The sequence below is a fragment of the Paraperlucidibaca baekdonensis genome, assembly GCF_003387535.1.
Taxonomy (GTDB): domain Bacteria; phylum Pseudomonadota; class Gammaproteobacteria; order Pseudomonadales; family Moraxellaceae; genus Perlucidibaca; species Perlucidibaca baekdonensis.
The window spans coordinates 122,973-137,550 of the sequence record NZ_QUNR01000003.1; the positions used below are offsets into that span (position 1 = coordinate 122,973).

Sequence of the window (14,578 nt, forward strand, 5' to 3'; positions counted from 1 at the left end):
TCTTAGTTTGCTTCTGAAATGCTGAGCAGGAACTCAACACGTCGATTTTTGGCGCGATGCTCTGCGCTGTCGTTTTTGACCAGTGGCATGGTTTCGCCAAGGCCGATGGCTTGGAAGCGTTTCGCATCGAGGCCTTCGGCGATCAAAGCGTTGCGCACCGTGGCGGCACGCGCCATGGACAAGCGTTTGTTATTGTTATCATTACCCACGTCGTCGGTGTGGCCGGCAATGATGGCGCTGAGATTGGTCTGCTTAGCAAAAAATCTCGCGGCTTCGCTAATGCTGGCTTTTGAGGCCTCGGTTAGCGTGGCTTTATTGGTGTCGAACTCAATGTTATTGAGCGTGGCGGCCTGAGCGATGGCACAGCCGGTATTGTCGGTACGCACGCCGGCCAAGGTGTCGGGGCAGAGGTCGCGTGTGTCGGCAATGCCGTCGTTGTCGGCATCGGCCGGTGCAACAATCACTTCTTTAACAACAGGCTCTGCCACTGGCGCTGCCACCTCACGGATCACTTCAACTTCGCGAATGGTTTCCACGCGCTCGACTTTGCCAAGCGGCACTTCAATGCCGGCGCTAACGGTGGTGTCGAAAATATCTTGGCTGTTGAAATCGTCGTAGACGCCTTGGACTTCAAGGCGACCGCGTACGGTTTTGCCAATCAGCTTGGTCAGACCGAGGCCGAGGTGCGCGGTCACGCCATCGTCATCTAAGAAGTTGGTGTCATTGTGCACATAACCGCCGCCCACCAAGACATACGGGGTAAGCTCGTCGCGATCGCCAAATGAATACATCAGCGACCCAGTGAAGGATTGGCGGAAATAGTTGGTGTCTTGCGCACTATTAGTTTTCAGCGTGGCGCTATTGGCGGCCAGCTCAACGTGCCAGTTGCTGCCCCAGCTGGTAATGGGCAAGCCAAAGCTGCCGGTGACCCCGTAGCCGTTGTCAACATTTTGGCGCTCGTTGTCGGTGCCGTTGAAGAGGGCACCTATATAGAAGTGGTAGACGTTGTCGGTTTCAGACTTGGTATCGGCCTGTGCGTTAGCCGAGCATGCGAGCATCAGGCTGGCTGCTAGAAGAGAGAGACGCATGAAGAGAACACTCACTGTTATAATTGTTAGAGTATGAATTTATCACAGCAATGTAAGTAAATAGTGCGGTTCTGAGGCTTTTTCGTAATTTTGTGTAAACGCATTTTTGGCATTTTCTCTGCTTCCCCTCGACAAAAGTCGTAGCGAATAGCTTACAATCCGCCGGTTGCTTCCTGCGGTAATCTGCCGCTTTTACCGAGCCGCCTGCGTTTTCACGTATGATGCGCGGCTCAAACGCAAGATGAGGACGAACCATGCAGATTGGTATCCCCACGGAAACTCAGGCCGGCGAGACGCGTGTCGCCGCAACACCTGAGACCGTAAAGAAATTTGTCGCCATGGGCTGCAAAGTCGTGGTGCAAGCAGGTGCTGGTGTGGCATCTAGCTGCATCGATAGCGCTTATGAAGCCGCCGGTGCCAGCATCGCGGCTACCGCTGCTGATGCACTCGGCAATGCCGATATGGTGCTAAAAGTTGTTGCGCCAACCGCCGATGAAACCGCACTGATCAAACAGGGCGCCACGGTATTGGCCGCTTTTGCGCCGCATCAAAACCCACATTTCGATGCTTACGCCGCGAAAGGGCTGACCTGTGTGGCGATGGAGCTGATTCCGCGCATCACCCGTGCGCAAAGCTCAGACATTCTCTCCTCGCAAGCCAACGTGGCCGGCTATAAAGCTGTGCTAATGGCCGCCAATGAATACGCTGGCTTATTCCCGATGATGATGACCGCCGCAGGTACTATTAAGCCCGCGCGCACCGTGGTCTTGGGCGTTGGTGTGGCTGGCCTGCAAGCCATCGCCACGGCTAAACGTTTAGGTGCGGTGGTGGAAGCATCGGATTTGCGTCCGGCCGCGCGCGAGCAAGTAGAATCGCTCGGTGGCCGTTGGTTAGACGTACCGATGAGCGAAGAAGAGGCCGCCAAAGCCTTGAGCACCGGTGGTTACGCTTGGCAGCCATCGCCTGAATACATTCGTGACCAAGCGGCTGTCGTCGATAAAGCCGTGTCGAACGCCAATATCGTCATCACTACTGCCCAGATTCCTGGTCGCAAAGCGCCAACGTTGGTGAAAGCCGAGACGGTCGCGAAAATGAAGCCCGGTTCGATCATCGTCGATATGGCCGTAAGCACCGGCGGTAACGTTGAAGGCTCGCAGCTCGACCAAACCGTGGTCACCGACAACGGCGTGCGCATTGTTGGTATCGGCAATATTCCCGCGTTGGTGGCGACCGAAGCGTCGGCGTTATATGCCCGCAACATGCTGAATTTCTTGGCCCCCATGCATAACAAAGACACCAGCGAGATTGTTCTCAATCGCGAAGATGACATGGTGAAACCCACGCTGATTGTTGATGCCGGCACGGTCAACTACCAAAAACCGAATTGATCGGGAGCTTCAAGAATGATTGATATGAATCAAGTGAATCAGCTGGCCGATCACGCCACCAGCGTGCCATTTGTCACCACCTTTACTATTTTTGTGCTGGCTATTTATGTCGGCTATTACGTGGTTTGGGGCGTGACGCCAGCATTGCACACGCCGTTGATGGCGGTGACCAATGCCTTGTCCGGCATCATCATTGTCGGTGCCATGCTGCAAACCGTGGCGACCGGCGCTGATGCTGAGTCATTACAAACCATTACCCCGACCAGCCTGTTGGGCGCTTTCGCTGTTTTCTTGGCCAGTATCAACATCTTCGGCGGCTTTGCTGTCACCGAACGCATGTTGGATATGTTCAAGAAAAAGAAGAAGTAAGGAGCGACTCAAATGAGTGATTTTGCACAATACGCAGACTGGTTTTATTTAGTCGGTTCTGTTTTGTTTATCCTGACCCTGCGTGGCTTGTCAGGCCCCAAAACCGCCATCATGGGCAATCGCTACGGCATGATCGGCATGACCTTGGCCATTCTGACCACGTTCTTTGTCGCGCCTAACCCGGTGCTTGGCATGATCATTGCCGCCATGGTCGCTGGTGCTGTGGTGGGCTTGGCGCGTGCGCGCACCGTGCCAATGACGCAGATGCCTGAAACCGTCGCCATGATGCACTCCTTAGTGGGCTTGTCGGCTGTTTGTATCGCCATTGCCGCAGTCTTGCACGAAGGTGTTCACCACGATGCATTGCACCGTTTTGAGCTCTTTGTGGGTTGCTTTATTGGTGCTATCACCTTCACGGCGTCGGTGTTTGCCTACGGCAAATTAGCCGCGAAAAAATGGGCAAAATCGGTCAGCGGCGTGTGGGTGAAGCCACTGCAGGCGATTTTGTTCTTGGGTATGATCGGTTTCGGTATCGTGTATTTCCGCACTGAAGATCTCAACGCCTTCTACGCAATGACTGCATTGGCATTAGCCTTCGGCTTCATCTGGATTGCTCCTATCGGCGGTGGTGATATGCCGGTGGTGGTGTCCTTGCTGAACTCGTTCTCGGGTTGGGCGGCAGCGGGTATCGGCTTCACGCTCAATAACCCTATGCTCATCATTGCCGGTTCGCTGGTTGGCTCTTCGGGTGCGATTTTGTCGTATGTGATGTGCAACGCCATGAACCGTTCATTGCTCAATGTCTTGTTTGGCGGCTTCGGCACAGCAACTGCCGCAGCTGGCGGCGGCGATGGCGCTGAGAAAACTCACAAGGCCGGTTCGGCTGAAGATGCCTCCTTCATGATGGCCAATGCCGACTCGGTGGTGATTGTGCCCGGTTATGGTTTGGCGCAAGCACGTGCGCAAAATGCCGTGAAAGAGCTGGCCACCGTGCTCAAAGAGCAAGGCGTGAAAGTACGCTATGCCATTCACCCGGTCGCGGGTCGTATGCCTGGTCACATGAACGTGTTGCTTGCTGAGGCCGATGTGCCGTACGAAGACGTTTGTGAAATGGAAGAGATCAACAGCGACTTTGCCTCCACCGACGTGGTGCTGGTGATTGGCGCCAATGACGTGGTCAACCCGGCCGCTAAAGATGATCCAGCCTCGCCCATCTACGGCATGCCGATTTTGGAAGCCAGCCGTGCGCGTACGGTCATGGTGATTAAGCGCTCGATGGCTACCGGCTACGCCGGCCTCGACAACGACCTGTTTTATCTAGACAAAACCATGATGGTCTTTGGCGATGCCAAAAAAGTCTTGGAAGATATGGTCAAAGGCGTCACCGGCGGCGGCCACTAATTCAACTGAATTAGCCCTCTGCTAAAAAAAGCCATGGTAGCGATACCATGGCTTTTTTTATGGCCGCTCGATTGGCTTGCATCACACCCCCCTAAACAGGGGGTTGTTGCGTATCGGTTGCAAACCTATGTTGGCGTTGAGCTAAACACAGGTATAACAACATGAAAAAACTACTGTTGGCGGCATCAGTCGCCGTTTGCTTTTATGCGCCCGTAGCGGTGGCCGGTTGGGGTGATCTGCTTAATGCTGCTGCGAATATTGCCAACCAAAGTGCTGGTAACGCCGCTAGTAGTGATCAAACAGCCGCGGTTATTGCCGCGGCCAATGCACAAGGCCAAGCCGCCGCGCTCACGGTACAGCAACAGCAGCTCTTGATTCAGCAGGGCATGACGCCCGAGCAAGTTGCCGCGTATGCTCAGCTGCAAGGCATCAGCCCTCAGCAGGTGCAAGCCTTGGCGCAGGCACAAATTAACGCGTTAACACCTGCGCAACGCCAGCAGTACCAAGCTGCTCAGGCGCAGGCTTTAGCGCAAGCACAGCAGCAAATTCAGGCGCAGCAAGTGGCGGCTGGCCCATGTCAGCCCGCCGCTGCGTCAAAAACCGGTGGCTTGGGCGGCATGTTCGGCAAAATGGCCGGCGGCATGTTGAAGTCAGGCTTGGTGCCCGGCATGTCGGCTGAGGCCGCCGCCACGGCCGCATCGGTGGCTGAGAGCGCTGGTGCGATGGCCGATTGCGTGCCGCAGTAGTCGGGTTATGTGCAGCTGTTACGCTCTTTACGGCGCAACAGCTGTGCTAAAGCCGTGCTGACCGCGAGCAGACCCATGCTAGCAGTCACGGTCACTAGCGAGCCGTAGCCGCTGCAGTTGAGCGAAGCGCTGCCACATAATTCGGGCGGCACGGTAATGGGTTCGTCAGAATAAATGCAGCTAATGCCAAAGGCTTTGCCGATCTCGACCGGATAGCCATGATGCTTACGCAGGCGTTTGCGTAGGCGCGCCAGTAATGGGTCTTGCTCGGTTAGCGCCAAGTCGGCCATGTGCAGGCGGGTGGGGTCGAGCTTGCCGCCGGCTGCGCCGCAGACCACCAACACATTGCGATGGCGGCGAGCATGCAGCGCCAGCGTGAGCTTGGCTTTGGCATCATCGCAGCAGTCCAAAATAATGTCGGGCTGTGGTGCCAGGATGTCATTGGCATTGTCGCGCGTGAGGAAATCATCGATTACGCGCACGCGGCAACGCGGATTGATATCACGCACACGCTCCGCCAGTACGTCGGCTTTGCCGCGGCCAAAAGTGGAACTCAGAGCCGGTAGCTGGCGGTTCACATTGGAGGCCACGAGTACGTCTAGGTCTATCAGCGTGAGCGCGCCTACGCCATTGCGCGCGAGGGCTTCGACTGCCCATGAGCCAACGCCGCCAAGGCCAACAACCACGGCATGGCTGCGTTGAAAGCGCGCCAAGGCGGCATCGCCATAGACGCGCGCAACGCCGGCAAAGCGACGGCTGTGATCATCATCTGTGTCACTGAGAGGGGGTGTTTGCGGTGTGGTCATTGGGCTGGGCGGGAGTCCATCGCGTTGGGTTCACTTATCAGGCTGGCCGGGAGTGGGCAGCTGAGCAAATATGGGTCGAATAATTGCCCGGCATAGAGCCGACCATTGAAGGTTTGTACGCTGCTAATAGCGCTGATGTGTTCACCGCTGTCGCTAAAAATGATGCGGCTTTGCGCCGATACCGGGTTGATGGCATAGACCGTGGTTGGCGACTGTGATGCCGGGCGCTGCCAATGCAGGCCTAAGCCAATGAGCGAGGGGTAAGCGCTGCTCAGCAAGTCACCATTGCTGGCGACACTGAGGCCGTCGAGCAATGACAGACTGGTCATCTGGGTGCGTTCGCTGAGTTGGCCGCTTGGGCCGCGCCGAAAGCGCACCATGCCCTCGCCAATGGTCTGTGTGACCCACAAATGTTCACCGAGCACGGCGACGCCATTGGCAATGGCAAATTGGCCGGCGGCCACGCGCCAGCCAGAATCAGGCCGATACACCACGACCGTGGCTTTGCGCTGCAAAAACAGCCACTCCACAATGCTCGCGCCATCGGCTCGTTCATTGGTGACATAGACGCTGCCATCGGGACTAATGGCAACGTCGTTAGGCGCGCTCAGCAATGGCGATAGCAACTGCTCGCGAAAACGCAGCTGATCATCAAGGACTTCATAGACCATGAGGCTGTGCTGATCGCTGACCAGGTCGCGGTCATGGCTGATGACATAGAGCAACCAGCGCTCATCGCGCTGCGTCAGCGCCATGCCGTGTGGGCGAAAGCGAAACCCTTCAGGCTCGCCTACACGCGGCAAAATGACCATAGCCTTCGTGCTAGGTGTGTAGGCGTAAATATCGCCGGTCCGCGAAAAGTGGCGGCGATCGTGACTGGAGATTAATAAACGTGGCGTTGGCGTTGCCTGCACGATGACTTTATCGGGCCCCGGGCCGGTGCCGATCAATTCGCATTGCGCGATGGTCATCTCCGCCGGAGTCGTGGGCTCGGCATGACTGAGCGGCGTGAAAAACAAACTGACCCACATTAGAGTATGGGTCAGTTTGCACAGAGGGTAGGGCATAGCAGGACCTTGTTGTGCTGACACGGGTGCTTTACTGAAGCCCCAACTTACTCAGCGCTAGGTTTTTCTGCTAGCTCTTGCAGACGAGCGGTTTTTAGATCAATGAGCTGTTGCGCATCATCGGCCTGCTGCTCAAGATCGGCAATCCGCGAGGCGAGCTCGTCATTCTCACTTTTCAAGGCATCAACAGATTCTTGTGTCAGCGCCAGCGCTTCAGAATCAGTCGCTTGCTCAGGAATAGCCAGGGTATCCACGGCTGGCTCGGGTGCATCAGTCGTTTGGCTGGCTTGCCACCAACGAAAACCAGCAAACGCCACCAAAATTACTAATGCAACACTAATCAGCCGTTTCATAGGTCATTACCAAGCAAGGGCACCACCGGTTTGATACTCGGTGACACGGGTTTCGAAGAAGTTCTTTTCCTTGCGTAAGTCCATGATTTCAGACATCCATGGGAAGGGATTTTTTACGCCCGGGAACTGTTCGGGTAAGCCTAGCTGCACAAGGCGGCGGTTGGCAATATAGTGCAGATACTCTTCCATCATGGCGGCGTTCATGCCGAGCACGCCGCGTGGCATGGTGTCTCGGGCGTATTCGACTTCGAGCTGCGTGCCTTCCAAGATCATTTGCGTGGCTTCTTGTTGGAACGCCTTTGTCCACAGCTGTGGATTTTCGTTTTTGATCTGGTTGATGACATCGATGCCGAAATTCACGTGCATGGATTCATCGCGCAGGATGTATTGGAACTGTTCGGCAACGCCGGTCATTTTATTGCGGCGACCCATCGACAAAATTTGCGTGAAGCCACAATAGAAGAAGGTGCCTTCGAGCACGCAATAAAAGGCGATGAGGTTGCGCAGCAGGCGCTGATCGTTTTCAACGGTGCCGGTTTTAAATGTCGGGTCGCTCAACGATTGCGTGTACTTCAGGCCCCAGGCGGCTTTACGCGCCACGCTCGGCACTTCGCGGTACATATTGAAGACTTCGCCCTCATCGATGCCCAGCGACTGAATGCAGTACTGATAGGCATGGGTGTGGATGGCTTCTTCAAAGGCTTGGCGCAGCAAGTACTGGCGGCACTCGGGGTTGGTGATGTGGCGATAGAGAGCCAGCACCAAGTTGTTCGCCACCAGTGAATCGGCAGTGGAGAAAAAGCCCAATGAACGCATGACGATCAGGCGTTCGTCTTCGGTGAGCTGGCCATCACCTGATTTCCACATGGAGACGTCTTTCGACATATTCACTTCTTGTGGCATCCAGTGGTTGGCGCAGCCATCGAGGTACTTCTGCCAAGCCCATTCGTATTTGAACGGCACGAGCTGGTTAAGATCGGCGCGGCAGTTGATCATGCGCTTGTCATCCACGCGGATGCGCTCAGCGCCCATCTCCAAGTCTTCTAAGCCGGGTGCCGGGTCGAGTTCAGCCAATGCTTGCGCGGCGCGCTCGTGCGCCGAGCCTTCTACGGCATCACGGGCGCCATGATTTACGCGCGCGATGGCCTCAGTGACGATGGCAGCAGGGGCCTCAAGTCCACGAGGGGCAGATCCGGCTGCAGGTGGCGCAGCAGAAACCACTGCTGCTGGCGCCTCAGTTGCTGTGTCCTGAGCTGGCGGCGCAGTTCTTGTCGGCGTAACCGGTGCTTGCGCAGTGGGCTTCTCGTCTGCATTAAAATCATCCCAACTAATCATATGCGTATCTCCTAGAGCTTAGACCTTATTGGCAGGCTTCGCAGTCTGGGTTATCGATAGAGCAGGCCAGTGGCACAGGTGCTGCTACTACCATGTCTTCAATTTGGGCTTTCACCGCATTTAGCGCGCCGTCTGAAACAGTAGACTTCTCAGCGGCCGTGGCGCCAATGGCACGGAGGTAGTACGTGGTTTTTAAACCGCGATACCAAGCCATGCGATAGGTGATATCGAGCTTCTTGCCCGAGGCTTCTGCCAAGTACAAGTTCAGCGATTGCGCCTGATCAATCCATTTCTGACGACGTGAGCCAGCATCGACTAACCAGCGTGGCTCAATCTCAAACGCGGTGGCGTAAATGGCTTTCATATCGGCCGGGATGCGCTCGAGTTTTTGCACCGAACCCTCGTAATACTTTAGGTCATTGACCATGACCGGATCCCACAGACCGCGGGCTTTTAGCTCATGCACGAGGTAGGGATTGACCACCGTGAACTCACCGGAGAGGTTGGATTTCACGTAGAGGTTTTGGTAGGTCGGCTCAATCGACTGCGAGACACCGCAGATATTTGAGATGGTCGCGGTTGGCGCAATCGCCATGACGTTGGAGTTGCGCATGCCGACGGTTTTGACTTGCTCGCGCAGGGTTGCCCAATCTAGCGTTTGGCTGAAATCGACTTCCACGTATTCGGCGCCACGATGCTCCGCAAGCGCCCATAGCGAGTCGATGGGCAGCACACCGCGGCTCCACAGTGAGCCATCGAATGTCGAGTAGCGGCCACGCTCACCGGCTAACTCGCTTGAGGCCTCAATGGCGTAATAGCTAATCGCTTCCATGGAGCGATCGGCAAAGGTTACGGCGTCATCGCTAGCATAGGCGAGCTTTTGCTTATAGAGCGCATCTTGGAAGCCCATGATGCCCATGCCTACCGGGCGATGGCGCATATTGGAGGTACGAGCCGCTTCCACCGCGTAATAGTTAATGTCGATAACGTTATCGAGCATACGCACCGCGGTACGCACGGTGCGACGCAGCTTGGCTTGATCCAGACCTGTCTCGGAGACGTGATTGACCAGGTTCACCGAGCCCAAGTTACACACTGCGATTTCATCTTTGCTGGTGTTCAGGGTGATCTCGGTACACAGGTTCGATGAGTGCACCACGCCAACGTGCTGCTGCGGCGAGCGTAGGTTGCAAACGTCTTTGAAGGTGATCCATGGATGGCCTGTTTCAAACAGCATGGAGAGCATTTTGCGCCACAAGTCTTTTGCTTGAATACGCTTAAATAAACGCATTTGGCCGTTGTCGCATTGGCGCTCGTATTCGGTGTAACGCTGCTCGAAGGCTTTGCCGTAGAGGTCATGCAGATCGGGTACATCGGAGGGTGAGAACAATGTCCATTCGCCGCCATCGAAGACGCGCTTCATGAATAAGTCAGGCACCCAATTGGCGGTATTCATGTCGTGCGTGCGGCGACGGTCATCGCCGGTGTTTTTGCGCAGCTCAACAAATTCTTCGATGTCTAAGTGCCAAGTTTCCAAGTAGGCGCAGACCGCACCTTTGCGCTTGCCGCCTTGGTTGACGGCAACAGCGGTGTCATTGGCGACTTTTAGGAAGGGCACGACGCCTTGCGATTTACCGTTAGTGCCTTTGATGTAGGCGCCGAGGGCACGCACGGGAGTCCAGTCATTGCCGAGGCCGCCGGCCCATTTCGACAGCATGGCGTTGTCTTGGATAGAGCCATAAATGCCGTGTAGGTCATCGGGGATGGTGGTCAGGTAGCAGCTGGAGAGCTGCGGCCGCAGCGTGCCGGCGTTAAATAGCGTGGGCGTGGAGGCCATGTAGTCGAAGCTCGACATCAGGTCATAGAACTCGATGACGCGCGCTTCGCGATCGCCGGTTTCCTGCATGGCCAAACCCATGGCGACGCGCATGAAGAAAATTTGTGGCAACTCGAAACGGATGTCATTGCTGTGTAAGAAATAACGATCATAGAGCGTTTGCAAGCCGAGGTAGGTGAACTGGAAGTCACGCTCGGGCTTTAAGGCCGCGCCGAGGCGTGCCATGTCATAGCTGGCCAGCGCAGGATCGAGCAGCTCTAATTCGATGCCACGGGTGATGTAGACCGGCAATGCTTGCGGGTAGTACTGGCTCATCTCGGCTTGCGAGGCGAGCTCCGCAATACCCATAAACGACAAGCCTTCACTGCGCAGATGGTCGAGCAGTAAGCGTGCAGTTACGTAGGTGTAATTGGGCTCTTGCTCAATCATCACGCGGGCGCACATGACCAAGACATTGTTGATGTCGGCCTCTGCGGCGCCATCATAAAGGTTGCGCAGAGTGTCTTCGACAATGGCTTGTGGTTCAACGCCGCTCAAGCCTTCGCAGGCGTTGCTGACTAAGGCCTCTAGGCGACCAAGGTCGAGCAGGTGGCGGCTGCCATCGGCTTTTAGCACGTGCAGAGTGGGGTGATGCTTGGTGGCGCTGGGCATGTCGACATCGCGGGCGCGGGCACGCTCATCGCGGTAAAGCACGTAGGCGCGAGCAATTTTCTGTTCGCCAGAGCGCATCAAGGCCAGTTCAACTTGGTCTTGAATCTCTTCAATGTGCACCATGCCGCCACTGGGCATGCGGCGCTTAAAGGTCGCCGACACCAACGTGGTGAGCTGCGCCACGGTCTCATGGATACGGCTGGAATTGGCCGCTGCCGAGCCTTCAATGGCTAAAAAGGCCTTGCTGATGGCTAGCGCAATTTTGTTGTCGTCATAGCCGACCACGGTGCCATTGCGCTTGATGACGCGCAGTTGGCCGGGCGCGGCGGGGGCGCTGGGTTGGGTTGTTGCTGGGGGGGCTTCCGCGAAAATGTCTGTTTGCATAAGTTCCTCGACGCCAGGGCACAGGGGGTGCGGCCTGAAAATGACAGTAAACGCACTGTCGATCACTAGATCTTGTGGTTATGTGGTGTAGCTATTGGCTAGTCAGCGTGTTCGCTGAAGATCACATGGCCGCAAGCAACTGGTGTGTATAAGAACGCTTGAGGGCGGTGTCTGTCCAGTGTTTTTACAAAAAATACGCTATATATTGTGTTTTGAAATGCATTTGGCACACTAGATGGTGTGTTTTGCTTGGCTTGACGCGCAACAAATCTGTGGATAAGTTGTGTATAGCTTGCGGGTATCCCTAGGGATAACTGAAGTTTTGTTGAAATATGAGTGACTTAGGCCAAAACACTAGATATTGTGTTTTTGATGTCAGGTGCCGTGGCTCGGATGCTTGTTCATTCGTCGCCCAAATGCCACGTTTGTCAGTATGTGATTGTTTACAAAACGGTATAAACTCCACCCACAATACGTTTGATCGTACTAAGGTAATTGCACTGCGCGTGCTTTAGTTAACACAAAATAAAAAGGGGAGCACAGGCATGGCATCTCACGAAGCGCCGCCGAAAATTTTGATTGTAGAAGACGATCAGCGCTTAGCCGAATTGACCCAGGAATACCTGATTCGTAACGGTTTAGAGGTGAGCATTGAGGGTGATGGCCAGCGTGCTATTCGCCGCATTATTGATGAGCAACCCGACTTAGTTGTACTCGACGTGATGCTGCCCGGCGCTGATGGCCTAACGGTGTGCCGCGAAGTGCGGGGCCAGTTCAATAAGCCGATTATCATGCTGACCGCCCGTACAGATGATATGGATCAAGTCTTAGGCCTTGAAATGGGCGCCGATGACTACGTGCCCAAACCTGTACAGCCACGCGTATTGCTGGCTCGTATTCGCGCGCAACTGCGGCGTGGTGAGAGCTCGGAGTCCACCGCTCAGCGCATCAGTTTTGGTGAGCTGGTGATCGACAACGGCGCACGCTCCGTAACCTTGGCGGGTGATTTGGTCGACTTTACCAGTGCCGAATACGACTTGCTGTGGCTGCTGGCCTCAAGCGCTGGCAAAACACTCTCGCGTGAAGATATTTTCTCGAAATTGCGTGGCATTGAATACGACGGTCAAGACCGCTCTATTGATGTGCGTATTTCCCGTATTCGCCCCAAAATTGGCGATGATCCTGATAGTCCGCGCATTATTAAAACGGTGCGCAGCAAAGGCTATTTATTTGTTAAGGATGGCGGCACCGCTTAATGCTGCGTGTCTTTCGCCCGAAAAGTATCTTTGTCGGGATTTATGGCGGCATTCTTGTCGTTGTGGTGGCCGTTAGCCTTATTGCTTATCTTACGATGCACTGGGCTAACAAACAGCGCGCGCAAGAATACACGGAGCAAATGTCCACGGCCGTGTTTCACATCACGGCGATTGCTGTTGCCAGACAGCAGGTAGACCAGCGTGCTTTATGGCTGCAGGACGCATCTTTACTGCTTGATGCGCCCATGCGCTTGCTCTCGGCTTTACCTATCGAGCTCAGTAATCACGAGCAAACTCGTCTCGCGCAGGGCTACACCGTGGTGCGCTCTAGCGGTAAAGGCAGCGATGTCTATATCCGTGTGCCCTTGCCCGGTAAACCATCGTACTTGGCGACGCGCATCGCCGGCATTGGCGAGCAGCAGGCGCGCGCGGCGGCAAATTTTTATCTCGAAGATTTAGCGAACTACCCAGATCAAGAAGCGTTGCGGCTTAAAACCCTTGCGCCATTTGTCGGTTTTCCCATGGCATTGGTGCCGCTTAAGCAAGTGCGCCTTGACCGTGACCAGCGCTTGCGCCTCGAGCAAGATGAAATTGTTGTGAGTTTTGGCGAGCTCTCTTCGAGCGGTGAGCGCTCGGCAATGAGCGTCTTTGCACCGAGTCAAAGTAGCCCAGGGCAAGTGCTTGTGCTCGGCCCATTCTCGCTATTTGATCCACTACCGTTTCAAGGTCTAGTGCTGGCGATTGTCTTGGCGCTGCTATTTATTACCCTCGGTTCGTATTGGGTAATTCATAACTTTGAGGTGAAGTTGTTGGCGCTGAGCAGTACCGTGCAGCGCTTGCGCGAGGGCGATCTCATGGCACGTGCCACCGTCGACAGTGTCGACGAGATTGGTCGGCTAGCCGAAACGCTTAATCACATGACCTCACACATCAAGCGCCTGCTGGATTCTCAGCGCGAGTTAACACAAGCCGTCTCGCATGAGCTGCGCACCCCATTGGCTCGGCTGCGCTTTGGCATGGAAATGATGGCGGGTTCGCCAGATGAAGAAGATCGTTTTCGACAACTCGATTTGCTCGATGAAGATATTGATCAGCTCAATCAGTTAATTGATGAGATTCTGACTTACGCCAATCTTCAGCAAAGTCGGCCACAGCTTGATTTCGAAGCGCTTGATATGAACGCGCTGCTTGAGCGTATTGCGCGTGAAACGCAAGCCTTAGGCAAGCCAGCCAAGCTCACCGTAGTGATCGATGACGGCTTGGTGATCCAGAGTGTTGAGCGCTACGCTCATCGCGTGATTCAAAACTTGGTCGGCAATGCGCTGCGCTATGCAGATCATGATGTGCGCGTGACGCTTCGGCGTGATGGCGACAGTGTTGAGCTATGGGTTGAGGATGATGGCCCGGGTATTCCAGAAGCACAGCGTGAGCGAGTTTTTGAGCCATTTACGCGTTTAGATGACAGCCGCACGCGCAGCACGGGTGGCTATGGACTTGGCCTATCGATTGTCAGCCGCATTGTGCACTGGTTTGAAGGTACGATACGTGTTGAAGCTAGCAGGCAGCTGGGCGGCGCACGTTTTGTCATGCGTTGGCCGGTGAAGCCGAGCGGTCGTCATAATGCATTAACATAACGCTACAAAAACCAACACATCTCGTCTCGTAGGCGACAGTTTTTTGACTGATTATACTGTCAACCGCAACGATGACTTGGCGTTTAATCTCACAGGATGACGACAACGGTGTGCTGTAACAATGATCGTTTTTTCAGGGCTCACATGATGTGAGCCTTTTTTTTGTAAGCATTAGCCTACTTGGCGTGTAGTTTATTTCACTTTATTTGCTTATTATTTCTCAGTGTTACGCGCCCGTTTTTTTATGTTATTGAATGTTAAGT

12 protein-coding genes are annotated in these 14,578 nt (G+C 54.9%); 6 read left to right on the forward strand and 6 right to left on the reverse strand.

Annotation, left to right across the window (positions count from 1 at the left end):
* Window positions 1–2 precede the first annotated feature (2 nt).
* Window positions 3–1,088 (reverse strand): OmpA family protein, encoded by a 1,086-nt coding sequence (locus DFR26_RS07145; protein WP_116208282.1) that lies wholly within the window; start codon window positions 1,086–1,088, stop codon window positions 3–5.
* Between the two features lie 254 nt (window positions 1,089–1,342).
* Here DFR26_RS07145 and DFR26_RS07150 point away from each other — a divergent pair, with 254 nt between their 5' ends.
* The 4 genes from DFR26_RS07150 to DFR26_RS07165 all read left to right on the forward strand — a co-directional run bounded on the left by DFR26_RS07150 (window position 1,343) and on the right by DFR26_RS07165 (window position 4,992).
* On the forward strand, window positions 1,343–2,476 hold the full coding sequence (locus DFR26_RS07150; protein WP_116208283.1) for a Re/Si-specific NAD(P)(+) transhydrogenase subunit alpha: 1,134 nt from the start codon (window positions 1,343–1,345) through the stop codon (window positions 2,474–2,476).
* Window positions 2,477–2,500: 24 nt separating this feature from the next.
* Window positions 2,501–2,845, forward strand: coding sequence for a proton-translocating transhydrogenase family protein (locus DFR26_RS07155; RefSeq protein WP_220375752.1), 345 nt, complete (start codon window positions 2,501–2,503; stop codon window positions 2,843–2,845).
* Between the two features lie 12 nt (window positions 2,846–2,857).
* Complete coding sequence (locus tag DFR26_RS07160; protein ID WP_116208285.1) at window positions 2,858–4,246, forward strand: NAD(P)(+) transhydrogenase (Re/Si-specific) subunit beta; 1,389 nt, start codon at window positions 2,858–2,860, stop codon at window positions 4,244–4,246.
* Window positions 4,247–4,407: 161 nt separating this feature from the next.
* The gene (locus DFR26_RS07165) at window positions 4,408–4,992 is read left to right on the forward strand and encodes a hypothetical protein (protein WP_116208286.1); all 585 of its coding nucleotides are present in this window, start codon (window positions 4,408–4,410) and stop codon (window positions 4,990–4,992) included.
* 5 nt (window positions 4,993–4,997) lie between these two features.
* Here the strand turns inward: DFR26_RS07165 and DFR26_RS07170 are convergent, their stop codons facing one another.
* The 5 genes from DFR26_RS07170 to DFR26_RS07190 all read right to left on the reverse strand — a co-directional run bounded on the left by DFR26_RS07170 (window position 4,998) and on the right by DFR26_RS07190 (window position 11,425).
* Complete coding sequence (locus DFR26_RS07170; RefSeq protein WP_116208287.1) at window positions 4,998–5,798, reverse strand: tRNA threonylcarbamoyladenosine dehydratase; 801 nt, start codon at window positions 5,796–5,798, stop codon at window positions 4,998–5,000.
* A complete protein-coding gene (locus DFR26_RS07175) occupies window positions 5,795–6,829 on the reverse strand; it encodes an SMP-30/gluconolactonase/LRE family protein (RefSeq protein ID WP_116208288.1) in 1,035 nt (344 codons plus the stop codon). Before DFR26_RS07175 ends, DFR26_RS07170 begins: the two co-directional genes overlap by 4 nt.
* An 83-nt stretch (window positions 6,830–6,912) precedes the next feature.
* On the reverse strand, window positions 6,913–7,218 hold the full coding sequence (locus DFR26_RS07180; RefSeq protein WP_116208289.1) for a hypothetical protein: 306 nt from the start codon (window positions 7,216–7,218) through the stop codon (window positions 6,913–6,915).
* Window positions 7,219–7,224: 6 nt separating this feature from the next.
* Window positions 7,225–8,553 (reverse strand): ribonucleotide-diphosphate reductase subunit beta, encoded by a 1,329-nt coding sequence (locus tag DFR26_RS07185; protein ID WP_116208290.1) that lies wholly within the window; start codon window positions 8,551–8,553, stop codon window positions 7,225–7,227.
* Between the two features lie 25 nt (window positions 8,554–8,578).
* Window positions 8,579–11,425, reverse strand: coding sequence for a ribonucleoside-diphosphate reductase subunit alpha (locus DFR26_RS07190; RefSeq protein ID WP_116208291.1), 2,847 nt, complete (start codon window positions 11,423–11,425; stop codon window positions 8,579–8,581).
* Between the two features lie 545 nt (window positions 11,426–11,970).
* On the opposite strand from DFR26_RS07190, the gene DFR26_RS07195 reads away from it, so the two are divergent.
* Together DFR26_RS07195 and DFR26_RS07200 are read left to right on the forward strand one after the other, a co-directional pair.
* Window positions 11,971–12,681 (forward strand): response regulator, encoded by a 711-nt coding sequence (locus tag DFR26_RS07195; RefSeq protein ID WP_116208292.1) that lies wholly within the window; start codon window positions 11,971–11,973, stop codon window positions 12,679–12,681.
* Window positions 12,681–14,315 carry an ATP-binding protein gene (locus tag DFR26_RS07200; RefSeq protein ID WP_116208293.1) on the forward strand — a complete coding sequence of 545 codons (1,635 nt, stop codon included), beginning with the start codon at window positions 12,681–12,683 and terminating at the stop codon, window positions 14,313–14,315. Before DFR26_RS07195 ends, DFR26_RS07200 begins: the two co-directional genes overlap by 1 nt.
* The last annotated feature ends 263 nt before the right edge of the window (window positions 14,316–14,578 follow it).